The following is a 23,671-nucleotide window of genomic DNA, read 5'->3' as shown; positions in this document are numbered from 1 at the left end:
ACAGCAGGCCGCGCCCGGCCCGGCCGATCTACATTTCCTGTAGCACCCGGCCCCCAGGCCATGGGCCATGCCACTCATTACCGACGGCCCGTGGGCGCACGCAAGTGGAATTTACGACTGGTTGCAATGCCGCCACGCCTACCATTGCGGCATGCCATCGTCCCCCTCCTCCCCCGCTCTTTGCCTTCTTCGTCCCCTGCGTTCGCTGCGCACCCTGTGGTGGGCGTGGCTGCTGCTGGCGGCGCTCACGGGCTGCGCCCGGCTGCAGCCCCTGCCACCGGCCGCGCACGCCGGCGCCGATGCCGCCTGGCACGCGCAGCTCGAACGCTGGCCCAGGCCCGATGCCCTGCTGCTGGGCGAGCAGCATGACGCGAGCGCGCACCAGCGCTGGGAGGCCGACACCGTGCGCTGGCTGGCCACGCGCGGCCGCCTGGCGGCGCTGGTGCTGGAGATGGCCGAGGCCGGCACGCGCACCGACGGCCTGCCCGCCGATGCCGGCGCCGATCAGGTGCGCGCCGCCCTGCGCTGGAACGAGGCCGCCTGGCCCTGGGAGCGTTACCGCGAGGTCGTCATGGCCGCCGTGGCCGCGGGCGTGCCGGTGCGCGGCGGCAACCTGCCGCGTGCCCAGATGCGCGCGGCCATGCAGGACGCGTCGCTCGACGGCCACCTGCCGCCGCAGGCGCTGGCGCTGCAGCGCGAGGCCATCGCCGAGGGCCATTGCCATCTGCTGCCGCCCGAGCGCCTCATGCCCATGGTGCGCATACAGCTCGCGCGCGACGCCAGCATGGCCCGCGCCCTGCTCGAGGCGCGCACGCCGGGCCGCACCGTGCTGCTGGCCGCCGGCTGGGGCCATGTACGCCGCGACCTGGGCGTGCCCACCTGGCTGCCGCGGGATTTTGAGTCAAAAGTGGCAATAGCCCAGGCGGGACAAGCGCTGGCAGCTATCAAAACAGAGGCAGACTACATCCACCTCACGCCGGCCCTGGAGCCGCACGACCATTGCGCCGAGCTGCGCGCGCGCCCGCCCGGGGCGGCGCCTGCCAGGCCTTAGGGCCTGTTAACGCTACGCAAGAGGTCGCGAAGCTCGGCACAGCACGCCCATCAAGGCGCGCAACGCTGTGCGTACGTCGGTACGCACAAGGAGCGCAACGCCGAGGGGAGGGCTGTGCCGAGCTTCCCTTCGGGTTGCGCCGCAAAGGGACCGTCTGCGGCGTTGCCCGCGCTTGCAAGGCGCACGCCTTGCTGCGCACGGGCGCCTTGCATCCACTCCCTTTGCGAAGCAACGCGATCCCCTTGCGTAGCGTTAACAGGCCCTAGCCCGCCGTCACGCGGCGGACTGCGCCCGCAGCAGCCGCTCGAACTCCTGCGCCGGCACGGGGCGGCTGCACAGATAGCCCTGATAGCTGTCGCAGCCGCGCTCGCGCAGAAAGTCCAGCTGTGCGGTCGTCTCCACGCCCTCGGCCAGTACCGTCAGCCCCAGGCTGTGCCCCATGGCGATGATGGTGGCGCTGATCGCCATGTCGTCGGTGTTGGCCGGGATGTCGCGTATGAAGCCCTGATCGATCTTGAGCACGTCGATGGGAAAGCGCTTGAGATGCGAGAGCGATGAGTAGCCCGTGCCGAAGTCGTCCACCGCGATGCGCACGCCCTGGGCCCGCAGGCGCTGCAGCACCTGGCGCATGGTCTCGGGACGCTCGGCCAGGGCCGACTCGGTGAGCTCGAGCTCCAGGCAATGGGCCGGAAGACCGCTGACGCTCAGCGCCAGCGCGGCGCAGTCGGCCACATCGTCGATCTGGAACTGGCGCGGCGAGACGTTCACCGCCACCCGGATCTCCGGCAGGCCGGCCTGCCGCCACGCCTGTGCCTGGCGGCAGGCCTCCTGCATGACCCAGCGGCCCAGCGGCCCGACCACGCCCGAGGTCTCGGCGATGGGAATGAAGCGCGCGGGCGAGATCACGCCCTCCTCGGGGTCGCACCAGCGCACCAATGCCTCGGCACCCTCGATGCGGCCTGTGGTCACGCTCAGCTGCGGCTGGTAATGCAGCGCCAGATGCCCCTGGGCCAGTGCCACGCGCAGCCGCGCCTCGATCTCCAGCCGCTCGCGCGCGGCCTGGATCATCGAGTCGTCGAAGAAGGCGTGCGCCCTGCGCCCGCTGGCCTTGGCACCGTAGACGGCGGAATGCGCGCCTTGCAGCAGCTGCTCGGGCGTGCGCGCGTCCTCGGGGAACATGGCAATGCCCACGCTGATCCCGGTCGCCACCTCGATGCCGTCCGGGGTGCACCAGGCCTTGCCGGCGGCATCGATCAGATGGCGCGCCACGGCGGCCGCGCCTTCACGGTGGCGCAGATTGCGTGCGAGCACGGCCAGCTCGTCGCCGGCCATGCGCCCCATGAGGTCGCCCGGGCGCAGGCTCAGCCGCACCTGCTGCGCGATATGCCTGAGCACCTCGTCGCCCACGACATGGCCAAAGCTGTCGTTCACGTCCTTGAAGCGATCGACGTTGAGTATCAGCAGCGCCATCTGCTCGCCATGGTTGAGCGACTGGGTCATGGCGTCGCCCAGCTGCTCGACGAACCAGTCGCGGTTGGGCAGCCCCGTCAAGCTGTCGCGATGCGCCAGATACTCCAGGCGCTGGCGCTGTGCCTTCTCGTGCGAGATGTCGCTGAACATGCACACGTAGTGCGTGATCTCGCCTTCCGCATCACGCACCGCCGACAGCGACATGTGCTCGGGAAAGACCTCGCCGTTCTTGCGCCGGTTCCAGATCTCGCCCTGCCAGCGGCCCGTGCGCCGCACCGCGCCCCACATGGCCTCGTAGAACGCGCGGTCGTGGCGCCCGGACTGGAGGATGCGCGGATTGCGCCCCAGCAGCTCGCCCTCGGAATAGCCCAGCACGCGCGTGACCGCGGGGTTGACCGAGAGAATGTGGCCCTGGGCGTCGGCCACGATCACGCCCTCGACGGCGTTGTCCACCACGGTGCTGGCCAGGCGTTGACGCTCGTCGGCCGCGCGGCTGTCCGTGAGATCGGTGAGGATGCCCGAGAAGCGCACCGGCCGCCCCTGTGCGTCGCGATGGCACTGCCCGCGCGCCTGGAACCAGCAGTAGCTGCCGTCGAAGCATTGCAGGCGCGCGCTCTCGTCGAAGGGCTTGCCCGTGGCAATGGCGCGCAGCACCGCGCGGTGCAGACGCGGGCGGTCCTCGGGATGCAGGCGGCGCAGCAGGTTCAGCCGCTGCGGCGGCCGCTGCTCGCTGCAGCGCAGCAGGCGCCACAGGCCGGGCGATCCGCTCGTGCGCCGGCGCGCCAGATCCCAGTCCCACATGCCGCTGCCGCTGCCGTCGAGCGCCAGGCGCAGCATGGTCTCGCTGCGCTCGAGCGCGGCATGGCGCAGGCGCTCGGCGCTGCGCATCTGCGCGAGCAGCCACCAGGCCAGCAAGCCGGTGAAGACCACGTAGAGCCCGCCCTTGACGGTCTGCCAGCGCGCGAGCTGCTCGGGCGTGCGCACCCAGTGCTCAAGCAGCGCATCACCCACGGACACCCAGACAATGCCCGCCGCCAGATACAGCGCCATGCCCCACCACGGGGCCATCCGGAGGTCGCCCTCCGGCGCAATCGTTTTCATCATCACTCCGCAAAGGGCGGAAACCTGCTGCGACAATGCGCACCATGACTCCCGCCTACATACTTACCCTGTCCTGTCCCGACCGACTGGGGCTGGTGCACGCCGTCTCGGGCTTTCTGCTCGAGCATGGCGGCAACATCGAAGAGGCCGCCCAGTACAACGACGACGCCACCGGCCTGTTCTTCATGCGCGTGCAGTTCGCCTGCGCCGAGCATGACTGCGCCACGCTCAAGGAACACCTGGCGCGGTTTGCCGAGCCCTACGCCATGCGCTGGAGCCTGCACGCCAAGTCCGAGGCCATGCGCACCGTGCTCATGGTCAGCCGCGAGGGCCATTGCCTCAACGACCTGCTGTTCCGCGTGAAAAGCGGCCTGCTGCCCATCGACATTCGCGCCATCATCAGCAACCACCGCGACTTCTACCAGCTGGCCGCGAGCTACAACATTCCGTTTCACCACATTCCAGTCACCGCCGCCACCAAGGCCCAGGCCGAGGCACGGCAGTACGAGATCATCGAATCCGAAGGCGCCGAGTTGGTGGTGCTGGCGCGCTACATGCAGGTGCTGTCCAACGAGCTGTGCACCAAACTGGCGGGCCGCGCGATCAACATCCACCACAGCTTCCTGCCGAGCTTCAAGGGCGCCAAGCCCTATTACCAGGCGCATGACCGGGGCGTGAAGCTCATCGGCGCCACCGCCCACTACGTCACGGCCGACCTCGACGAGGGGCCGATTATCGAACAAGACGTGGCGCGCGCCGATCACACGGACGCCGTGGAGGATCTGACCGCACGCGGGCGCGACACCGAAAGCCTGGTGCTCGCGCGTGCCGTCAAGTGGCACAGCGAGCACCGCGTGCTGCTCAACGGCCACAAGACCGTGGTCTTTCGCTGATCCCCAGCCCGCCCGCCGCCATGGCCGCCTCGTTCAGCGCCAGCGCCGCAAGACGCATACCGCCCATCCAGTGCCTGCTGACCTTCGAGGCCCTGGCGCGGCTGCGCAGCGTGACGCTGACGGCCGACGAGCTGTGCGTCACGCCCAGCGCGGTGAGCCACCGCGTCAAGCAGCTCGAGCAGATCCTGGGCACGCGCCTGTTCGGGCGTGCCGACTTCTCCCTCACCACCGACGGCAGCGCCTACCTGGCCCATGTGCGCGAGGGCCTGACCGCGCTGCAGCACTTTCCGGGCGGCGGTGCAGCGCCGGGCAAGCGGCGCCTGAAGATCGCCGTCACCCCGACCTTCGCGCGCGCCATCCTGATCCCGCGCCTGCGCCAGTTCACCGAGGCCTACCCCGAGATCGACCTGGCGCTGCATGTCTCCATCCCGCTGCTGGACGTGCTGGCCGAGGATGCCGACCTGGTCGTGCGCTACGGCCCCGGCCACTATGCCGACGTGGAGCATGTGGAAATCTCGCGCGATGTGCTCACGCCCCTGGCCTCGCCCGCCTTCGTGCGCGAGCACGGCCCCTTCGACCGCCCCGAGGACCTGGAGGGACTGCCCCTGCTGCGCAGCCCGCTCGAGCCCTGGCGCAGCTGGTTTGCCGTCGTCGGCCTGGACTGGGCCGAGCCCAACGAGGGATCGCAGTTCAACGACGTGGGCCTGATGTGCGACGCCGCCGCCGCCGGCATGGGCGTGGCCCCGGCGCGCCTGAAGCTCGCCGCGCCCTGGCTGGAGCAGGGCACGCTGGTGCGGCTGTTCGACATCGACGCCCCCAGCCCCCACGCCCATTACCTGTGCTGGCACACCGGCACCATGGACCGCTGGGAATGCGCGGCCTTTGCCGACTGGCTGCGCCGGGCCATGGCGTGACATCCGCCCGAGCCGCTGCGCGCCCTCGCCGGGGCTGCACCCATTCCGATCGGCACAGGAAAATGTAGGCAAAACAAGGCTCCAGCGTCCGTCCATAAAGCGCTACAAGCTATTATTAAAATAGCGAACGGCACAAGCCCGTTCACACCGCTCTGCAAGAAAACTCACGCCATGGACGCGCCGTCTGGCCTACAGTTGCGCCCCATGAGCAGCAGCCCCTCCCCCACCGCTTCCGCCCCCGAACGTGCCGCGCGCCAGCAAGAAGTCGTGCAGGCCCTCTCGGCCTGCGTTCCGCAGCATGCGCTGCTGTGGCAGTCCGAGGACACCACCCCCTATGAATGCGACGGGCTCACGGCCTACCGCCAGCGCCCCCTGGTCGTCTGCCTGCCCGAGACCGAGGAACAGGTGCAGGCCGTGCTCAAGACCTGCCACCGCCTGCAGGTGCCGGTGGTGGCACGCGGCGCGGGCACGGGCCTGTCGGGCGGCGCCATGCCGCACGCCATGGGCGTGACGCTGTCGCTGGCCAAGTTCAACCGCATCCTCGATGTCGACCCCGTGAGCCGCACGGCGCGCGTGCAATGCGGCGTGCGCAACCTGGCCATCAGCGAGGCCGCGGCCCCCCACGGCCTGTACTACGCGCCCGACCCGAGCAGCCAGATCGCCTGCACCATAGGCGGCAACGTGGCCGAGAACTCGGGCGGCGTGCACTGCCTGAAATACGGCCTGACGGTGCACAACGTGCTGCGCGTGCGAGGCTTCACGGCCGAGGGCGAGCCCGTGACCTTCGGCAGCGAGGCCCTGGACACGCCGGGCTACGACCTGCTGGCCGCAGCCATCGGCAGCGAGGGCATGCTGGCCGTGGCGCTGGAGGTCACGGTGCGCCTGATACCGAGCCCGCAGCTCGCGCGCTGCATCATGGCCAGCTTCGACGATGTGAGGAAGGCCGGCGACGCCGTGGCCGCGGTGATCGCCGCGGGCATCATCCCCGCGGGCCTGGAGATGATGGACAAGCCCATGACCGCGGCCGTGGAGGACTTCGTCAAGGCCGGCTACGACCTCACGGCCGAGGCCATCCTGCTGTGCGAGAGCGACGGCACGCCCGAGGAGGTCGAGGAAGAGATAGGCCGCATGAGCGAGGTGCTGCGCGCCGCGGGCGCCACCGCCATCTCGGTGAGCCAGGACGAGGCCGAGCGCATGCGCTTCTGGAGCGGGCGCAAGAACGCCTTTCCAGCCAGCGGGCGCATCAGCCCCGACTACATGTGCATGGATTCGACCATCCCAAGAAAACGCCTGGCCGACATCCTGCTCGCCATCCAGGAGATGGAGAAGAAATACGGCCTGCGCTGCTGCAACGTGTTCCATGCCGGCGACGGCAATCTGCACCCGCTGATCCTGTTCGATGCCAACGACCCGGACGAGCTGCACCGCTGCGAGCTGTTCGGCGCCGACATCCTCGAGACCAGCGTGGCCATGGGCGGCACCGTGACGGGCGAGCATGGCGTGGGCGTGGAAAAGCTCAACAGCATGTGCACCCAGTTCACCACCGAGGAGAACGCGCAGATGATCGCCCTCAAGCACGCGTTCGACCCGTCCGGCCTGCTCAACCCCGGCAAGGTCATCCCCACGCTCAACCGCTGCGCCGAGTACGGCAAGATGCTGGTACGCGGCGGGCGCCTTGCGCACCCGGATCTGCCGCGCTTTTAGTCACCGCATCGCCATTTGCGGCGCTGCGGCGCGCGTACAGTAGCGCGCATGGACCTGCCCCTCCCACACCTGCTGCTCGCCTTCGGCAAAAGCCTGCTGTTCACCCTGGCGGGCGTGCTGCCCATCATCAACCCGCTGGCGACGGCGCCGGTGTTCGTGGACCTCACGCGCGGCATGAGCGACGGCGGGCGCGCGGCCCTGGCGCGGCGCATTGGCAAGAACATCGCGCTGCTGCTGGCCGGCGCCATGCTCAGCGGCTCCTACCTGCTGGACTTCTTCGGCGTGTCCTTGCCCGTGGTGCGCGTGGCCGGCGGCATGATCGTCGCCTCCATCGCCTGGCGCATGCTCAACGCGCAGCAGAGCACCAGCGAGGACACGACCCAGATGGCCCAGTCCCTGAGCGAGGACCGCGTGCGCATCAAGGCCTTCTACCCGCTGACCTTTCCGCTGACCTGCGGCCCCGGCTCCATCGCCGTGGCCATCGCCGTCGGCGCCAGCCTGCACTCCCGGCGCAGCGTGACGGAGACCATGGTCAACATCGCCGGCGGCCTGGTGGGCGCCGTGCTGCTCGGGATGCTGGTGGCGCTGACGTTTCGCTATGCCAACCGCGTACTGCAGCGCCTGGGCGAGACCGGGCAGATCGTGTTCCTGCGCCTCATGGCCTTCATGCTGCTGTGCGTGGGCGTGGAAATCATCTGGAGCGGCGCGCGCGTCCTGATCCTCGGCGTGATGAACGCGGGCTGATGGCCGCAGGTCAAACTCAAGGCAAAAAAACGGCTCCAGCGCCCAACCATAAAGCGCCGGCAGCTATCAAATCAATAGTTCACCCTGCCGTGACCAAGGCCCAGAGGGCGCCCGCATGCGACAGCGCGAACAGCAGCAGCCCTATGGCGCCGCCGACCACCGTGCCGTTGATGCGGATGTACTGCAGGTCGCGGCCTATGTGCAGCTCCACCAGGCGCGCCATCTCCTGGGCGTCCCAGCGCTGCACCGTGGTGCGGATATGTTCGGCCACGGACTGCGCGAGCTCGGACGAGAAGCTGGCCACCCACAGCTGCAGGCGCACGTTCAGGCGCACGCGCAGGGCAGCGTCACCGGCCAGCGCCAGGCCCAGCCACTGGCCCATGGCGGCCACGCGGCGTGACAGCTCCGAATCCCTGTTGGCCAGGTCGGCGCGCAGCCGCGCGCGCATGTCGGCCCAGAGCTCGCTCACGTAGCGGCCCAGCAGCTCGTCGTTCTGCAGGTAGGCGCGCACGTCTTGCGCGCGGCGCGCCCAGTCCGGGTCGGTCTGCAGGCGCGTGATGAGGCGCTGCACGCCGGCGTCCAGCGCCTCGCGCAGCTCGTGGCGCGGGTCCTCGGCCACGGTCTTGAGCAGCGTGTCCACGGCATGGGTGATGGCGGCCGCGCCCTTGCCCGAGAGCCAGTCGGTGGGCAGCAGCTTTTGCTTGAGCGGGTGCTCGCGCCGCAGCCACTGCACCAGCGTGTCGGCGACGAAGGCGCGCGTCTCCTCGTTGCGCACCATGGTGCCCAGGCGCTCGAGCAGGTCGTCGAGCAGCACCTGATGGCGCCCCTCGTAGGTCAGCGCGCCCAGGGCCGCGGCCATGGAGCGCGACAGGTCGATCTGCCCGAGCAGGGCGCGCGCCGCCTGGCTCAGAAAGGACTGGATCTTCGCGTCCTCCACCGTGTCCAGCGCCGTGAGCGCCAGACGCCCCACCTGGCGCCCGAGCAGTCCGGCATTCGCGGGCTCGGCCAGCCACTGCGCGAGCATGCCGGCCGGGTCATGGCGGCGGATCATGGCCACGAGCGAGGGGCCGTCGAGAAACTTGTCGCGCACAAAGCCCGCGAGATTGCCGCCTATGCGCTCCTTGTTGCGCGCAATGATGTCGGTGTGGCGCTGCAGCACGGGCAGCGGTATGCGCCGAAACAGCGCCGAGACGGCAAACCAGTCGGCCAGCGCGCCCACCATGGCCGCCTCGGACATGGCGCGCAGGCAGGCCTGCAGCAGGCCGGGCGGCAGCAGATAGGTGAGCGCGAACACGCAGACCACGGCCACGAGCAGCCCCGTGGCCTGGCGCTTGGCGCGCACGAGCTGGGCCTGGCGCTCCGGCACGCCGCCCGCCTGCGCATCAGCGGCTGCGCCAGCGGGTGTGTCAGTGGTGGGCTGTGGGTCGGGCATGGAGCGGGTGCCGGCGGCCGCCACGGCGCGCGCCGGCGGCCAGAATCAGCGACCCGGGGCCAGCCTGTCGAGCGCCGCCGCCAGATGGCCCACGGTGCGCTCCACGTTGTGCCATTTCTCGAGCCCGAACAGGCCGATGCGGAAGGTCTGGAAGTCCGCGCCCTCGTCGCACTGCAGCGGCACGCCCGAGGCGGTCTGCAGGCCGATCTCGAGAAACTTCTTGCCGCTCTGGATGCCCGGGTCGGTGGTGTAGCTCACGACCACACCGGGCGCCTTCCAGCCCTCGGCGGCCACGCTCGGAAAGCCGCGCGACTCGAGCAGCGCGCGCACCTTGGCGCCCAGCTCGATCTGCTCGGCGCGCACCTTGGCAAAGCCATAGTCACGCGTCTCCAGCATCACGTCGCGCAGCTGCACCAACGCGTCCGTGGGCATGGTGGTGTGATAGGCATGCTGGCCCTTCTCGTAGCCCTCGGCGATCTGCATCCATTTCTTCAGGTCGCAGGAAAAGCTCGAGCTTTGCGTGGCCTCTATGGCCTGGCGCGCGCGTTCGCTGAGCATGACCATGGCGCAGCAGGGCGAGCTGCTCCAGCCCTTCTGCGGGGCGCTGATGAGCACATCCACGCCCGTGGCCTGCATGTCCACCCACATGGCGCCCGAGGCCACGCAGTCGAGCACGAAGAGCGCCCCCACCTCGTGCGCGGCCGCGCTCACGGTGCGGATGTAGTCGTCGGAGAGCATGATGCCGCTGGCCGTCTCCACATGCGGGGCAAAGACCACGGCGGGCCGCTCGGCGCGGATGGCGGCTGCCACCTCCTCGGCCGGGCAGGGCGCCCAGGGATCCTGCGCGCCCGCGCCCTGGCGGCGCGCCTTGCATACGACGGCCCCGCCGCCCAGGCCCTTGTCGGCATCGAAGATCTGGCTCCAGCGGTAGCTGAACCAGCCATTGCGCACGATGAGCACCTTCTTCTGGTTGGCGAACTGACGCGCCACGGCCTCCATGCCAAAGGTGCCGCTGCCGGGCACGAGCACGGCGGTGTGCGCGTGGTAGACCTGCTTGAGCGTGCCCAGAATGTCCTGCATCACGCCGACGAAGCGCCGGGACATGTGGTTGAGCGCGCGGTCGGTATAGACCACAGAGAATTCGAGCAGGCCATCGGGATCGACGTCGGGCAACAGACCGGGCATGAGGGCAACTCCATTTCCATTGATGTGACGGGCCAGCTTAGCACCTCAGGCTGGTCGCGCGCCGTAATCACGCGCGCCGAAGATGCCCGAGCCCACGCGCACCATGGTGCTGCCCGCGGCGATGGCGGCCTCAAGGTCTGCGGTCATGCCCAGCGACAGGGTGTCGAACGCCTCGAAGCCCGGGCCGCCCTGCGTGCGCAGCTCGTCGAACAGCTCGCGCACACGCCGGTGCACGGCCAGCTCGGCCGCGGCATCGGGCAGAGGGTCGGGAATGCTCATCACGCCGCGCAGCCGCAGGCGGGGCAGCCGCGCGACGGCGCGCGCGAGCTCCAGGGCCTGCTGCGGCGCCACCCCCGACTTGGTGCCGCCGCCGTCGACATTGACCTGTATGCACACCTCGAGCGGCGCCAGGCCATCGGGCCGCTGCGCCGACAGGCGCTCGGCTGTCTTGAGCCTGTCGACCGTGTGCACCCAGTCGAAATGCTCGGCCACCAGGCGCGTCTTGTTGCTCTGAATCGGGCCTATGCAGTGCCACTCCAGCGGCTGCGGCAGGTCCATGGTGGCCAGCCGGGCCATCTTGTCCACGGCCTCCTGGATGTAGTTCTCGCCGAACAGGCGCTGGCCCACGAGCGCGGCCTCACGCACGGCCTCGGGGCCGAAGGTCTTGGACACGGCGAGCAACGCCACGGTATCGGGCGCACGGCCGGCCGTCAGGCAGGCCCGCGCGATGCGCGCGCGCACGCCCTGGAGGTTGCTGTCAATCATCGTCATAATATGTAGCCAAGCGTATCAAGTGCGAAGGATTATTTGTGGACATCACCCAGTTGCTCGCCTTCAGCGTCAAGAACAAGGCCTCGGACCTGCATCTGTCTGCGGGCCTGCCTCCCATGATCCGGGTACATGGCGACGTGCGGCGCATCAATGTCGATCCGCTCGACCACAAGACCGTGCATGCCATGGTGTACGACATCATGAGCGACGCACAACGCAAGGCCTATGAGGAGTTTCTGGAGGTCGACTTCTCCTTCGAGATCGATGGTCTGGCGCGCTTTCGCGTCAACGCCTTCAACCAGAACCGCGGCGCGGCCGCCGTGTTCCGCACCATTCCGAGCAAGATCCTGACGCTCGAGCAGCTCAACGCCCCCAAGATTTTTGCCGATCTGGCGCTCAAGCCCCGTGGCCTGGTGCTGGTGACCGGCCCCACGGGTTCGGGCAAGTCGACGACGCTGGCGGGCATGATCAACCACCTCAACGAAACCGAGTATGGCCATATCCTGACCATCGAGGATCCCATCGAGTTCGTGCACGAATCCAAGAAATGCCTGGTCAACCAGCGCGAGGTCGGCCCCATGACGCTGTCGTTTTCCGCCGCGCTGCGCTCGGCTCTGCGCGAGGACCCGGATGCCATCCTCGTGGGCGAAATGCGCGACCTCGAGACCATCCGCCTGGCCATGACCGCGGCCGAGACCGGCCACCTGGTGTTCGGCACGCTGCACACCAGCAGCGCCGCCAAGACCATAGACCGCATCATCGACGTCTTCCCCGCCGAGGAAAAGGAGATGGTGCGCGCCATGCTGTCGGAGTCGCTGCAGGCCGTGATCTCGCAGACCCTGTGCAAGCTCAAGGACGGCTCGGGCCGCGTCGCCGCGCACGAGATCATGCTCGGCACCAGTGCCATCCGCAACCTGATTCGCGAAGCCAAGGTGGCGCAGATGTATTCCACGATTCAGACCAGCAACAGCGTCGGCATGCAGACGCTGGACCAGAACCTGGCCGACCTGGTGCGACGCAACATCATCAGTCCCGCGGAAGCACGCAGCAAGGCCAAGATCCCGGACAACTTCCCGGGCTGAAACAGGCCGTTCACCGGATACGCTGCCATGCCCATCGCGCACATCGGAGCCCCGCCATGAAAGGCATGCTGAGCCTGCTTGGCACCAGGCGCCACAAGCACAACGTGGACGCCGGCGACTCCACGCTCTTCACCACGGCGTTCGCAAGCCAGGGCGTGGACGAGTCACGGCTCGTGCCCTGGGAGGCCCGCGCCGTGGAGGTCGGTGCAAGGCGCATGCCAAAGAGCCGCGGAGGCAGGCTGCTGCAGGATCTGTGGGCCAGGGACAGGCACATGGCCCATCTGGATCAGAGCGCCATGGAGCGCATGGACCGCTTCTTCGTGTTTGCCACGGTCGCATCCAACCGCGACCTGATCCGACAGGACGAGTACGGCAACTTCATGGTGGTGCTGCTCACCGGCACCATTGCCGTCGATCGCATCCAGCCCTGGGGCGAGCAGCTGCGCCTGGCCGAGACACGCCCCGGAGACATCCTCGGCGAGATGTCCCTGCTCGACAGCGGCATGCGCTTCTCGACCTGCACCACGCTCACGGACTGTGAGATCGCCGTGCTCAGCGCGCAGTCACTGGACGACATGGTGTCCCAGGATCCGCAGCTCGCCGCCAGTCTGGTGGCACTGCTGGCGCGCAAGCTGTCGCTGCGCCTGCGCGTGGTGAGCGCGCGTCTGAGTGAAGGCTAGCGCCGACCGGCGCGACAAAGGGAGGAAGACATGGAACGCGATCAGGCAAGCAAATTCATCAACGACCTGCTCAAGCTGATGATCAGCCGCAGGGGCAGCGACCTTTTCATCACCGCGGAGTTTCCGCCCGCGATCAAGGTGGACGGCAAGGTCACCAAGGTCTCGCCACAGCCCCTGACGCCTGCCCATACGCTCACGCTCGCGCGCTCGATCATGAGCGACAAGCAGATCGCGGACTTCGAGCGCACCAAGGAATGCAATTTCGCCATCTCGCCGGCCGGCATAGGGCGGTTTCGCGTGAACGCCTTCATTCAACAGGGCCATGTCGGCATGGTGCTGCGCACGATTCCCCTCACGCTGCCGACCATCGACGGTCTGGGCATGCCCGAGGTGCTCAAGGACGTCTCCATGACCAAGCGTGGCCTGTGCATTCTGGTCGGCGCCACGGGCTCGGGCAAATCCACCACGCTCGCAGCCATGGTCGACTGGCGCAACGAAAACTCCTTCGGCCACATCATCACCATCGAGGACCCTATCGAATTCGTGCACCCGCACAAGAACTGCGTGGTCACCCAGCGCGAGGTGGGCCTGGACACCGACAACTGGGAAGCCGCGCTGAAGAACACCCTGCGCCAAGCGCCCGACGTGATCCTGATGGGCGAGATTCGCGACCGCGAGACCATGGAGCATGCCGTGGCCTTTGCCGAGACCGGCCACCTGTGCCTGGCGACACTGCACGCCAACAGCGCCAACCAGGCGCTCGATCGCATCGTCAACTTCTTCCCCGAGGAGCGGCGCGCCCAGCTGCTCATGGACCTGTCGCTCAACCTGCGCGCCATGGTCTCGCAGCGCCTGATCCCCAAGCAGGACGGCAAGGGCCGGGCGGCCGCCGTGGAAATCATGCTCAACACCCCCCTGATCGCCGACCTGATCTTCAAGGGCGAGGTCGCCGAGATCAAGGAGATCATGAAGAAGAGCCGCAACCTGGGCATGCAGACCTTCGACCAATCGCTGTTCGACCTGTTCGAGGCCGGCATGGTCAGCTACGAGGACGCCCTGCGCAACGCCGACTCGGTCAACGACCTGCGCCTGCAGATCAAACTCTCCAGCCAGCGTGCCAAGACCACCGACCTGGCCTCCGGCACCGAGCATTTCGCCATCGTCTGAAGGCGTCTTCCCCGCGGCCCGCCCGTTACCATCGCGGGCGGGCCTTGTCATTTCCGGAGATCAGACACATGCGCAGCATCACCCCCCGCAGCTACGAACCCACCCCCACTCGCCGCGTGGCCTTTCTGGGCCTGGGCGTCATGGGCTACCCGATGGCGGGCCATCTGGCCACGGCCGGCCATCAGGTCACGGTGTACAACCGAACCGCTACAAAATCCGAAGCTTGGTGCGCTGAATTCACTGGCCCCAGCGGCACAAAACATGCCAAGACGCCGCGCGAGGCCGCGCAGGGCGCAGACATCGTCTTTTGCTGCGTCGGCAACGACGACGACCTGCGCAGCGTGGTGCTGGGTGCCGATGGCGCCTTTGCCGGCATGCAGCCGGGCGCCATCTTCGTGGACCACACCACTGCCTCCGCCGCGGTCGCACGCGAGCTCGATGCCGCCGCACGCGCGCTCGGCCTGCAGTTCATCGATGCGCCGGTCTCGGGCGGCCAGGCCGGCGCGCAGAACGGCCAGCTCACGGTGATGTGCGGCGGCGACCAGGCGGCCTTCGATGCCGTGCGCCCCACGGCCATGGCCTTTTCCCGCGCGTTCACGCGCATCGGTGACAGCGGCGCGGGGCAGCTCGCCAAGATGGTCAACCAGATCTGCATCGCCGGACTGGTGCAAGGCCTTTCCGAGGCCATCGCCTTCGGCATGCAGGCCGGGCTGGACATGCCGCTGGTGCTGGATGTGATCGGCAAGGGTGCGGCGCAGAGCTGGCAGATGGACAACCGCGGCAAGACCATGGTCGAGGGCCGTTTCGACTTCGGCTTTGCCGTGGACTGGATGCGCAAGGATCTGGGCCTGGTGCTCGACGAGGCCAAGCGCAACGGCGCATTGCTGCCCGTCACGGCCCTGGTCGACCAGTTCTACGCCGACGTGCAGCGCGCGGGCGGCAACCGCTGGGACACCTCCAGTCTGATTACCCGCCTGCGCCCGCCCCGGCCCTGAGGCAGCGCCCCGTCAGGGCTTGGTCGCCGCCGGGTCCTGCGTCACGGGCGCCGGCTGAGGCGTCATGCGCGCGAGCTCCTCCTCGGAGATGACCTCGAACACGCGCACCACCTTGTGCACGCCATCGACGCCGCGCGCGATCTCGGCCGAGCGCTTGGCCTCGCGCGGCGTGACGCGTCCCATCAGATAGACCACGTTGCGCTCGGTCACGACCTTGAAGGCGCTGGCCGTGAGGTCCTTGGCATCGACCAGGCTGGCGCGTACCTTGCCGGTGATGAAGGTGTCCTTGGAACGCTGAGACAGCGAAGAGTTGGCCATCACGCCCAGGTCGTTGACCACAGAGCGCACGTTCTCCACGGCCAGCACGGCCTGCTCCACCTTCTGACTGTCGGCCTCCGTGGGCACCTCGCCGGTCAGCAGCACCTGGCGGTTGTAGCTGGTCACATTGACATGCGCACGGTCGCCCAACAGCTCGCCGATACGATTGACTGCGCGCAGCTCTATGCCCTCATCCTCGACCTGCGTGCCCGTCGTGCGCCGGTCGATGGCCACCATGGTGCCGACAACGGCCCCGCCACCGACCACCAACGGCACGCAGGCCGCGAGTCCTCCCGCGACGGTGACCGCCGCCAGCATGGCGCAAAGGGCCCGCATCATTGGGTGCTTCATAACATGTTCTCCTGTTCTCCAAGTAACTGCGCATCGATGCCATCGCACAGGCAATGCAAGACCAGCGCATGCACCTCGCGCACGCGCGCCGCCCTGTCGTGCGGCACACTGATGAGCACGTCGGTTTCGCGCAGCAACGTGGCCAGCGCGCCGCCATCACGACCACACAGGGCCACCACGGTCATGTCGCGCTCATGGGCGGCCTGCACGGCATCGAGCAGTGCCGGTTCATCGCCGCCTGCGGTGAGGACGAGCAGCAGGTCACCGGCCTGGCCCAGCGCACGCACCTGGCGTGCCAAGGCCGCAATGTCCGCACCCGCCACCGATGGGGCGGCCCACAGGGCATCGGGCACCAGGGCGAGGGCCGCCAGCTCGGGCCGCTCGCGCTCGAAGCCCATCACGCACAGGGCCGCAAACTGCTCGGCCTGCGCCGCCGATGGGCCGGTTCCGCAGGCGAGCACCTTGGCGCCACTGGTGACGCATGCAAGGATCGCCTGAATGGCCGCGGCAATGGGTTGACCCAGGATCTGTGCCGCCTGGTACTTCAGGTCGGCGCTGTCGATGAAATGCTGTTGTATGCGTTGCTCGAGCATGGGTCGCGAATGATACCCGGCGGCGCTTCAGGCTTGGCAGCAAGCGGCATAGCCCTCACCTACCCCGCGTCGAAGGCGGCACGCAGCCATTGCACGCGGCCACCGTCGATCAGCACGGCGTCGAAGCGGCATGGCGGTGGCGCCGGCCAGCGCAGCAGGTAATGCCGGGCCGCAAAAACAATGCGCCGGCGCTTGGTCGCGCCAATGCTCGCCGCCGCACCGCCAAAGCCCGCACCACAGCGGCTGCGCACCTCCACGAACACCAGCGTGCCGTCGCGCTCGCGCATGATGAGATCGATCTCGCCGCCGCCACGCCCTGGCGTCCGATAATTGCGCTCCACCAACGCGAGACCCGCGGCGCGCAGATGGGCCAAGGCCTGATCCTCCGCGGCCTGTCCCAGCGAGCGCGTGGTGTGCGCAGCAGGCGCATCGCCATTGCCCGATCTTCCAAGGAATCCCATTGAGCGCATCCTTTGCCTCCGCCCTCGGTGCAGCGCACGACGCCGCATCACACCAGCATTATCCGCAGGGCGCCCTGTACGTGGTGGCCACGCCCATTGGCAATCTGGCGGACATCAGCCTGCGCGCCCTGCATGTGCTGCAGCTGGCCGACGCCGTCGCCTGCGAGGACACGCGCCACACCCAGGCCCTGCTGCGCGCCTATGGCATCGACAAGCCCGCCGGACAGCTGCTGGCCGTGCACCAACACAACGAGGCCCAGACCGCGCACAACGTCATAGAGCGCCTGCGGGCCGGCCAGCGCATCGCCTATGTCAGCGATGCCGGCACGCCCGGCGTGAGTGACCCCGGCGCACGCCTGGTCGCCGCCGTGGGGCTTGCAGGCCTGCGCTGCATGCCCCTGCCCGGCGCCAGCAGCGTGACCTGCGCCCTGAGCGTCGCCGGTGCCGTCGCCCACACGCCTGAAAACGGTGGCTTTCTGTTCGCGGGCTTTCTCTCCACCAAGGGGGCCGAACGCGCCGCCGCGGTCCAGCGCCTGGCTGCCGAACCACGCTGCGTGGTGCTGCTGGAGGCGCCGCACCGCATCCTCGATCTGGCACATGCACTGGCCGCCCTGGGCGAGCGTCCGGTGACGCTGGCGCGCGAGCTCACCAAGCAATTCGAGCACATCACCACCCATGCGGCCAGCGAGCTCGCCGCATGGCTGCAGGGCTCTCCCGAGCGCACCAAGGGCGAATTCGTGGTGCTGCTCCATCCCGTGCACGCGCAACAGGACAACAGCGCCGAGTCCGAGCGCGTGCTGCGCCTGCTGCTGGCGGAGCTGCCCACCAAGACCGCCGTCAGGCTCGCGGCCGAGATCACGCGGCAGCCGCGCAATGCGCTCTACGAGCAGGCGCTGCGCATCAAGCGAGACGCAGACGTCTGAAGCAGGGCTCGGACGGTGACGCTCGCGAGGCCATGCCCGGAATTCGCGCCAGCACTGGGGAACGCAGACGAAAAAAAACCAACCGAGAGTGGTTGGTTTCTGGAATTTTGGTGGCCTGGGACGGAATCGAACCGCCGACACAAGGATTTTCAATCCTCTGCTCTACCAACTGAGCTACCGGGCCTGAGCCTATGATTCTAACCGCAAAAAATGCCGGCTTTCCCAAAAGCCGAAAATTTCTCTCGATTCAGCCGCTGCGCTTGTTGCGCCCCAGGTCGACGCCCAGCTGACGCAGCTTGCGATAGAGGTGCGTGCGCTCCAGGCCGGTCTTTTCGGCCACGCGGGTCATGGAGCCTCCCTCGCGCGCGAGGTGGAACTCGAAATAGGCCTTCTCGAAGCCGTCGCGCGCCTCGCGCAGCGGTCTGTCGAGATTGAAGCCCTGATGCGACACCGGAAGCAGGTCCGCCGCAGACACGGCCGGCGCCGCGGTCTGGGCGTTGTTCAGGCCCATGGCACCGGCCGCCTGCTGCACCGTCGCGCCATCGGCGGGCGCGGCCGCCGGCTGGGGCGTGCCATGGCTGCGCGCCAGGCCCTGCTCCACCGCCTTGAGCAGCTTCTGCATGGTGATGGGCTTTTCGAGAAAGGAAAACGCTCCGATGCGCGTGGCCTCCACGGCCGTGTCTATCGTGGCATGTCCGCTCATCATGATCACAGGCATGGTCAGGGTACCGGCCATGGCCCACTCCTTGAGCAGCGACACGCCATCGGTGTCGGGCATCCAGATGTCGAGCAGCACCAGATCGTACTGGTTGGACTGGCGTGCGCTGCGCGCCTGCGAGGCGTTCTCCGCCAAGTCCACGCTGTGCCCCTCGTCGTTGAGGATTTCTGACAACAGATCCCGGATACCGAGTTCGTCGTCGACTACCAGTATGTTTGCCATGTGTGTAAATGCACCCTTGCTGCACCCGCTGCGGTGTGGTTATTGCGCCACCACCCTCTCAGGGGCGAATGATAGCGACACTTGTGCGCCCCTCACGACCTCGCCCTCGACGCGGTTGGAGAGGTCGATGCGCGCACCATGCTCATCAGCAATCTTCTTCACCACGGCCAGGCCCAGGCCCGTGCCGCGCGCCTTGGTGGTGACATAGGGCTCGAAGGCCCGCTGAAGGATATGCGCGGGAAAGCCCGGGCCGCAGTCGGTGACCGTGAGGCGCACGCGCTGCGCCGACTCGCTCCAGCGCGTGGCGATGGTCACGGGCGCGGGCGCATGGCCATCGGGCGCGGGCTGCAGCAAGGTGGCGTCCTGCGCGTTCTGCAGCAGGTTGTGCACGACCTGGCGCAGCTGCTGGGCGTCGCCCAGGATGCGCGGACAACGCTCGTCGAGCTCGGCCTGCACGGGCACTTGCGCCGTCTCCGGGCCGTAGAGGTGCAGCACGTCGGCCACGAGCGCATTCAGGTCCAGCGGCTGCAGCACCGCGGCGGGCAGGCGGGCATAGTCACGGAACTCGTTGACCAGACGCTTCATGGCGTCCACCTGATCGACGATGGTCTTGACCGACTTCGTCAGCACGGCCTGCTCCGCATCCGGGAGCTTGCCGCCGAGCTTGAGCTCCAGGCGCTCGGCCGACAGCTGTATCGGCGTGAGCGGGTTCTTGATTTCATGGGCCAGGCGCCGTGCGACCTCGCCCCAGGCCTGGGCGCGCTGGGCCGAGACGATCTCGGAAATGTCGTCGAACACCAGCAGGCGCTCGCGGTTGGGCAGTTCCGCGCCGCGCACGACGAGGCTGGTGCCCTGCACGTCGAGCCCCGCGCCACTCACATGCAGCTCGAAGGGATGCTGCCAGTGGTCGAGCCCGTGATAGCTGCGATCCAGCGCGAACTGGTCGAAATGCTGCTGCACCGTGGCCGCGAAATGCGCCAGGCCCGGCACATCCGCGAGCCGCTGCCCCTCGAAGGCCGCGAGCGGCGCGCGCAGGATGCGCGTGGCCCCGGGGTTGGAGGAGCGCACCGTGCCCTGCTGGTCGAGCACGATCACGCCCGCCGTCAGATTGTCCAGAATGGTCTGCAGATTGCCGCGCGCCGCATCAAGCTCGCCCATGCTTTGCTCGACGGCCGCGCGGGCATCGGCCAGCTGCTCGGTCATGAGCGCAAACGAGCGCGTGAGGCCGCCGAGCTCGTCCTTGCCCTGCAGCGCGGCCTTGGGCGCGAGGTTGCCGGCCGCCACCTCTCGCACGCCGTCGGCCAGCACCAGCAGCGGGCGCGCCAGCTGGTTGCCCAGCACCACGGCCAGCAGCACGGCGCCGAACACGGCCAGAAACAGCGCCAGCGTGAGCGTGCCGATGTACATGCGCTGCAGGCCGCCACGCGCCAGGGCGCGCTCCTGGTACTCGCGGTTGGCCTCCTGCACGGCGATGGCATTGGTCACTAGCGCCACGGGCAGCGGCAAGGTGGCCTGCACATAGCGCGGCTCGGCCAGCAGGCCCACGTCCTGATTGAGCACCTGCACGAGCACGCGCACGCGGGCGTTCTCCGCCGCGAGCGGGTCGGTCAGGTCATCGAGGCCTTCGATCTGGAAGCTGATGCGCTGCTGGCGCGCCACGCGCAGCTGCTGGGCCGTGGGGCGCTCGGGGTTGAGGGCGTAGCGCGACTGGCCCACGCCCGCCACGGCCTGGCCCGAGGCATTCCAGAGCACGACGTCGGTGGCGCCGAGCTGGTCGCGCATGCGCTCGAGCACCAGGCCTGCGGCCGCATCGGGCACCTGGGCCAGCTGGCTGCTGGCGTTGCGTGTCTTGGTGGCCAGGTCGTCGGCGATGGTGTCGAGCGTGACGCGCGCCAGGCTCACGCCGGCGTTCAGGGCCCCCTCGACCTTGACGTCGAACCAGCTCTCGATGGAGCGCGAGACGAACTGGTAGGACACCACGTAGACGAGCAGGCCCGGCACCACGCCCACGAGGGCGAAGATGGTGGCCAGCTTGATCAGCAGATGGCTGCCGAAGCGCCCGCGCCGCAGGCGCACGCCCAGGCGCACCGCACCCCAGACCAGTACCGCGAGCAGCGCCAGGGCCACGAGCACGTTCACGCCCAGCAGCCAGGAGTAGTTGCGCTCGTACAGGGCGCGGTTGTTGGTGGCCAGGGTGAGCAGGAACAGCAGCACCAGGCCGATGGCGGCCATCACGCCCACGCCCAGGCCCAGGGCCCAGCGCATGGCGCGGGCGCGGCTGGCCGCACGCCGCGCCGAGGCCGCCGGGCGCGCCTCGGGCGCGTTCATCGCGCCCCCTCCTGCGCGGGCAGGCGCACGCTGCGCGACAGCGCCACGTTCCAGCTCGATCCGCCCACGGCACCGATTTGCAGCGGCCGCGGCAGCTGGGACAGGTCCAGGCGGAACTCGAAGCGCACGGTGTAGTCGCTGTCGTCGTCGAGAACGCCCGGCTCCGCGATCTTCCAGCGCGAGACGCGCTGAATGGCCGCGAGCGCGTCGGACAGCTCGTCGAAGTTCTGGCCCAGCGACACGCCCAGGCCCGTCGCCGCGAACGGCACGGGCGACTGCATCAGGCGCCAGCGGCGGGTCAGCGGCTGGTAGCTCAGGCGCAGGTAGCGCGTGGCATGCGCCATGACCTTGTCGGACCAGTACCAGCGCTCGCGCAGCACCTCGGCCTCGGTCGTGAAGTGGATCGATATGCCCTTGAGCAGCGCGTCCCGCACCAGCTCGGGCAGCTCCAGCTGCAGCGCCGCCGAGAGGTACAGCCCCTCGGGGCTGCGCTGCAGCTGCAGCTCGCTCACCTCGCCGCCATGGCCTTGCGCACGCGCGGCCGGCAGCGCCAGCCAGAGCAGCAGCAGGCCCGCGAGCAGCGCGCGCAGGGCCACGCCGCGGCGTGCGCGCCGCTCAGGCGGTCTTGTGCAGCAGGGCGTAGAAGAAACCGTCGTGTTCACCCGGCCCATTGTCCCGGAGCCCATCGCGCTTGTCCGAATTCCCGGGCCACAAGTGGCCCGGCGAGGGCAGCAAAGACGCGTCGGTGTTGCGTGCAAGAAACGCCTGGATCTGCGCATCGCCCTCGGCACGGAACACCGAGCAGGTGCAGTACAGCATGCGTCCGCCGGGGCGCAGCAGCGGCCACAGCGCGGCCAGCAGGCGCGCCTGCTGCGCGGCGAGCTGAGCCACGTCGCTCTCGCGGCGCAGCCAGCGCACGTCCGGGTGACGGCGCACGATCCCCGAGGCCGTGCACGGCGCATCGAGCAGGATGGCGTCGAAGGGCTCGCCCGCACTCGCCTGCTGCCACCAGTCCTCGGGGCGCGCGGCATCGGCCACGAGCACCTGGGCCGCGAGGCCCAGGCGCCGCAGGTTGTCGTGGATGCGCTCGGCGCGCTGCGCGTCCACCTCCAGGGCCGTCACGCGCCAGGGTGCCTGCAGCGCCCGCGCGCAGTCGAGCAGATGGGCCGTCTTGCCGCCGGGCGCGGCGCAGGCGTCGAGCACATGCAGGGGCCGGCCGGCATCGAGCCCCTGCAGCAGCAGCGGCGCCGCCATCTGCGCGGCCGCATCCTGCACCGAGACCAGGCCCTCGGCAAAGCCCGGCAACTGGCCCACGGGCACGGGGCGGCGCAGCACCAGGCCTTGCTCCCCCACCGGGAATGATTCAATTTGTATAGCTTCCAACGCTTGCTGGTAAAGCGCCGGGGTCGTTTTTGACGCAGAAACCCTGAGCGCCATGGGCGCCGGCTCGTTGCTCGCCTGCAGGATCTGCTGCCATTGCCCCGGGTGGTCCTGGCGCAACCGCCTGATCCACCACGCGGGGTGGTTCCAGCGCGCCTGCTCGTCCTGCTGCGTCGCGCCGACCAGGGCCTCGCGCTCGCGCAGAAAGCGCCGCAGGCAGGCGTTGACGAACGATGCCTGCGGGCGCGTCGCCGCGTCGCGCTTGGCCGCCTCCACCGCCTGATTGACGAGGGTGTGCGGTTCATAGGGCGCGGCCGCGCTGTCCCAGGCCAGGGCCAGGGCCGTGCACAGCAGGGCATCCACGCGCGGCGGCGGCTTGCGCGCGGCCAGCCGGGCGCGCAGTGCCTGGGCGCGCCCCAGGTTGCGCAGCACCTGGAACAAGAGCGCCTGCACGCCCGGGCGCAGCGCGGGCTCCACCGCCTCCAGCGCGGCCGTGCCCGACTGTCCGGCGCGTATGGCCTGCAGCGCCGTGGCCGTGGCCTGCAGCAGTCGGCTCAAGGCCACCGACGCATGAGCCGATGACGGGTGGGAATCTGCGGTCACAGCGAACGCCCCTTCTTCATGCCGAACAGCCAGGCCAGCAGGCTCGCGGGAAACTGGCCCACGCCCTGGTTGTAGTGCTGCACGGCCACGTTGTACTGGCGCCGGGCCTCGCCCGTGTGCAGGGCGAGCTGCTCGCGCTGGTGTATCCAGGGCGCGAGTGCGGGCGGCGCAACGCCCTCGCTGGCCTGTGCGGCCGCGCGCAGCAGCGCCTGCCATGCCGTCTCCAGCACCTCGTCGGCGGTGGCCAGGGCCGCGACCGCGCCCTCGTCCAGCGGACGCGCGCGCGCCACGGCCAGCGAGGCGCTGAGCTGCGTGGCCGCCGCGACCAGGGCGGCATGGGCGTCGTCCGCGGCGCTGCGCGGCACGCCCTCACCGTCGGGCAGACGGCGCGCCGCCTCGTATTCGGCCAGCAGGGCCACCCAGCGCACGAGCTGCGCATCGAGCGCGCCAAAGGCCTGGAGCACGGCCGAGCGCAGGCGTATCAGCCGGTTGTAGGCACCAACTGCCCAGAACAGGAGCAAGGCCAGAACAATCGAGTAAGTCCACATAGTCATGCGTGCGGGGTCCGCAAAAAGAAACTCCCGG

22 protein-coding genes and 1 tRNA gene are annotated in these 23,671 nt (G+C 68.9%); 10 read left to right on the top strand and 13 right to left on the bottom strand.

Annotated features, from left to right (window positions below):
- Positions 1-151 precede the first annotated feature (151 nt).
- On the top strand, positions 152-1,051 hold the full coding sequence (locus ABUE11_RS01945; RefSeq protein ID WP_367067346.1) for a ChaN family lipoprotein: 900 nt from the start codon (positions 152-154) through the stop codon (positions 1,049-1,051).
- Positions 1,052-1,324: 273 nt separating this feature from the next.
- On the opposite strand, the gene ABUE11_RS01940 is transcribed toward ABUE11_RS01945, so the two are convergent.
- Complete coding sequence (locus ABUE11_RS01940; RefSeq protein WP_367067345.1) at positions 1,325-3,589, bottom strand: EAL domain-containing protein; 2,265 nt, start codon at positions 3,587-3,589, stop codon at positions 1,325-1,327.
- Between the two features lie 77 nt (positions 3,590-3,666).
- Here ABUE11_RS01940 and purU point away from each other — a divergent pair, with 77 nt between their 5' ends.
- From purU to ABUE11_RS01920, 4 genes are all read left to right on the top strand, one after another.
- Entirely contained in the window at positions 3,667-4,515 is an 849-nt protein-coding gene (gene purU, locus ABUE11_RS01935; RefSeq protein ID WP_367067343.1) for a formyltetrahydrofolate deformylase, read from the top strand.
- Positions 4,516-4,535: 20 nt separating this feature from the next.
- The gene (locus ABUE11_RS01930; protein WP_367067342.1) at positions 4,536-5,429 is read left to right on the top strand and encodes a LysR substrate-binding domain-containing protein; all 894 of its coding nucleotides are present in this window, start codon (positions 4,536-4,538) and stop codon (positions 5,427-5,429) included.
- 204 nt (positions 5,430-5,633) lie between these two features.
- Positions 5,634-7,133: an FAD-linked oxidase C-terminal domain-containing protein gene (locus tag ABUE11_RS01925; RefSeq protein WP_367067340.1), complete on the top strand. Its 1,500-nt coding sequence runs from the start codon at positions 5,634-5,636 to the stop codon at positions 7,131-7,133.
- Between the two features lie 48 nt (positions 7,134-7,181).
- The gene (locus tag ABUE11_RS01920; protein ID WP_367067339.1) at positions 7,182-7,877 is read left to right on the top strand and encodes a MarC family protein; all 696 of its coding nucleotides are present in this window, start codon (positions 7,182-7,184) and stop codon (positions 7,875-7,877) included.
- 79 nt (positions 7,878-7,956) lie between these two features.
- Here ABUE11_RS01920 and ABUE11_RS01915 read toward each other — a convergent pair whose 3' ends face one another.
- Genes ABUE11_RS01915 through ABUE11_RS01905 form a run of 3 tightly spaced genes read right to left on the bottom strand, consistent with a single transcriptional unit; the run spans position 7,957 to position 11,265 of the window.
- Positions 7,957-9,309 (bottom strand): DUF445 domain-containing protein, encoded by a 1,353-nt coding sequence (locus tag ABUE11_RS01915; RefSeq protein WP_367067337.1) that lies wholly within the window; start codon positions 9,307-9,309, stop codon positions 7,957-7,959.
- A 45-nt stretch (positions 9,310-9,354) separates the two neighbouring features.
- Positions 9,355-10,494: an aminotransferase class V-fold PLP-dependent enzyme gene (locus ABUE11_RS01910; RefSeq protein ID WP_367067335.1), complete on the bottom strand. Its 1,140-nt coding sequence runs from the start codon at positions 10,492-10,494 to the stop codon at positions 9,355-9,357.
- 45 nt (positions 10,495-10,539) lie between these two features.
- On the bottom strand, positions 10,540-11,265 hold the full coding sequence (locus ABUE11_RS01905) for a YggS family pyridoxal phosphate-dependent enzyme (protein WP_367067334.1): 726 nt from the start codon (positions 11,263-11,265) through the stop codon (positions 10,540-10,542).
- A 38-nt stretch (positions 11,266-11,303) separates the two neighbouring features.
- Here ABUE11_RS01905 and ABUE11_RS01900 point away from each other — a divergent pair, with 38 nt between their 5' ends.
- From ABUE11_RS01900 to ABUE11_RS01885, 4 genes are all read left to right on the top strand, one after another.
- Positions 11,304-12,347 (top strand): type IV pilus twitching motility protein PilT, encoded by a 1,044-nt coding sequence (locus tag ABUE11_RS01900; protein WP_367067333.1) that lies wholly within the window; start codon positions 11,304-11,306, stop codon positions 12,345-12,347.
- A 56-nt stretch (positions 12,348-12,403) separates the two neighbouring features.
- A complete protein-coding gene (locus ABUE11_RS01895) occupies positions 12,404-13,027 on the top strand; it encodes a cyclic nucleotide-binding domain-containing protein (RefSeq protein ID WP_367067332.1) in 624 nt (207 codons plus the stop codon).
- A gap of 30 nt (positions 13,028-13,057) precedes the next feature.
- Complete coding sequence (locus ABUE11_RS01890) at positions 13,058-14,194, top strand: PilT/PilU family type 4a pilus ATPase (protein ID WP_367067330.1); 1,137 nt, start codon at positions 13,058-13,060, stop codon at positions 14,192-14,194.
- A 68-nt stretch (positions 14,195-14,262) separates the two neighbouring features.
- Positions 14,263-15,189 (top strand): NAD(P)-dependent oxidoreductase, encoded by a 927-nt coding sequence (locus ABUE11_RS01885; protein ID WP_367067329.1) that lies wholly within the window; start codon positions 14,263-14,265, stop codon positions 15,187-15,189.
- A 12-nt stretch (positions 15,190-15,201) separates the two neighbouring features.
- Here ABUE11_RS01885 and ABUE11_RS01880 read toward each other — a convergent pair whose 3' ends face one another.
- Genes ABUE11_RS01880 through ABUE11_RS01870 form a run of 3 tightly spaced genes read right to left on the bottom strand, consistent with a single transcriptional unit; the run spans position 15,202 to position 16,912 of the window.
- Positions 15,202-15,858 (bottom strand): BON domain-containing protein, encoded by a 657-nt coding sequence (locus ABUE11_RS01880; RefSeq protein WP_367067327.1) that lies wholly within the window; start codon positions 15,856-15,858, stop codon positions 15,202-15,204.
- Positions 15,855-16,451 (bottom strand): SIS domain-containing protein, encoded by a 597-nt coding sequence (locus tag ABUE11_RS01875; protein WP_367067326.1) that lies wholly within the window; start codon positions 16,449-16,451, stop codon positions 15,855-15,857. Before ABUE11_RS01875 ends, ABUE11_RS01880 begins: the two co-directional genes overlap by 4 nt.
- Positions 16,452-16,510: 59 nt before the next feature.
- Entirely contained in the window at positions 16,511-16,912 is a 402-nt protein-coding gene (locus ABUE11_RS01870; protein WP_367067325.1) for a YraN family protein, read from the bottom strand.
- On the opposite strand from ABUE11_RS01870, the gene rsmI reads away from it, so the two are divergent.
- Positions 16,912-17,835: a 16S rRNA (cytidine(1402)-2'-O)-methyltransferase gene (gene rsmI / locus ABUE11_RS01865; RefSeq protein ID WP_367067324.1), complete on the top strand. Its 924-nt coding sequence runs from the start codon at positions 16,912-16,914 to the stop codon at positions 17,833-17,835. The two genes, ABUE11_RS01870 and rsmI, sit on opposite strands and share 1 nt — an antisense overlap.
- A gap of 108 nt (positions 17,836-17,943) precedes the next feature.
- Here rsmI and ABUE11_RS01860 read toward each other — a convergent pair.
- The 6 genes from ABUE11_RS01860 to ABUE11_RS01835 form a co-directional block, all read right to left on the bottom strand.
- Positions 17,944-18,019 (bottom strand) — tRNA-Phe (locus ABUE11_RS01860).
- Between the two features lie 63 nt (positions 18,020-18,082).
- On the bottom strand, positions 18,083-18,775 hold the full coding sequence (locus ABUE11_RS01855; RefSeq protein ID WP_367067323.1) for a response regulator: 693 nt from the start codon (positions 18,773-18,775) through the stop codon (positions 18,083-18,085).
- Positions 18,776-18,814: 39 nt separating this feature from the next.
- On the bottom strand, positions 18,815-21,103 hold the full coding sequence (locus ABUE11_RS01850) for an ATP-binding protein (protein ID WP_367067322.1): 2,289 nt from the start codon (positions 21,101-21,103) through the stop codon (positions 18,815-18,817).
- On the bottom strand, positions 21,100-21,684 hold the full coding sequence (locus ABUE11_RS01845) for a DUF4390 domain-containing protein (RefSeq protein WP_367068723.1): 585 nt from the start codon (positions 21,682-21,684) through the stop codon (positions 21,100-21,102). The genes ABUE11_RS01850 and ABUE11_RS01845 overlap by 4 nt, the downstream gene beginning before the upstream one ends.
- Before the next feature lie 34 nt (positions 21,685-21,718).
- Positions 21,719-23,086, bottom strand: a complete 1,368-nt coding sequence (gene rsmB / locus ABUE11_RS01840) for a 16S rRNA (cytosine(967)-C(5))-methyltransferase RsmB (protein WP_367067321.1) — start codon at positions 23,084-23,086, stop codon at positions 21,719-21,721.
- Complete coding sequence (locus tag ABUE11_RS01835) at positions 23,083-23,634, bottom strand: LemA family protein (RefSeq protein ID WP_367068722.1); 552 nt, start codon at positions 23,632-23,634, stop codon at positions 23,083-23,085. The genes rsmB and ABUE11_RS01835 overlap by 4 nt, the downstream gene beginning before the upstream one ends.
- Between the last annotated feature and the right edge of the window lie 37 nt (positions 23,635-23,671).

It is taken from the genome of Oryzisolibacter sp. LB2S, assembly GCF_040732315.1.
GTDB lineage: Bacteria > Pseudomonadota > Gammaproteobacteria > Burkholderiales > Burkholderiaceae_C > Alicycliphilus > Alicycliphilus soli.
This window is presented reverse-complemented; position numbering and strand designations above follow the sequence as displayed.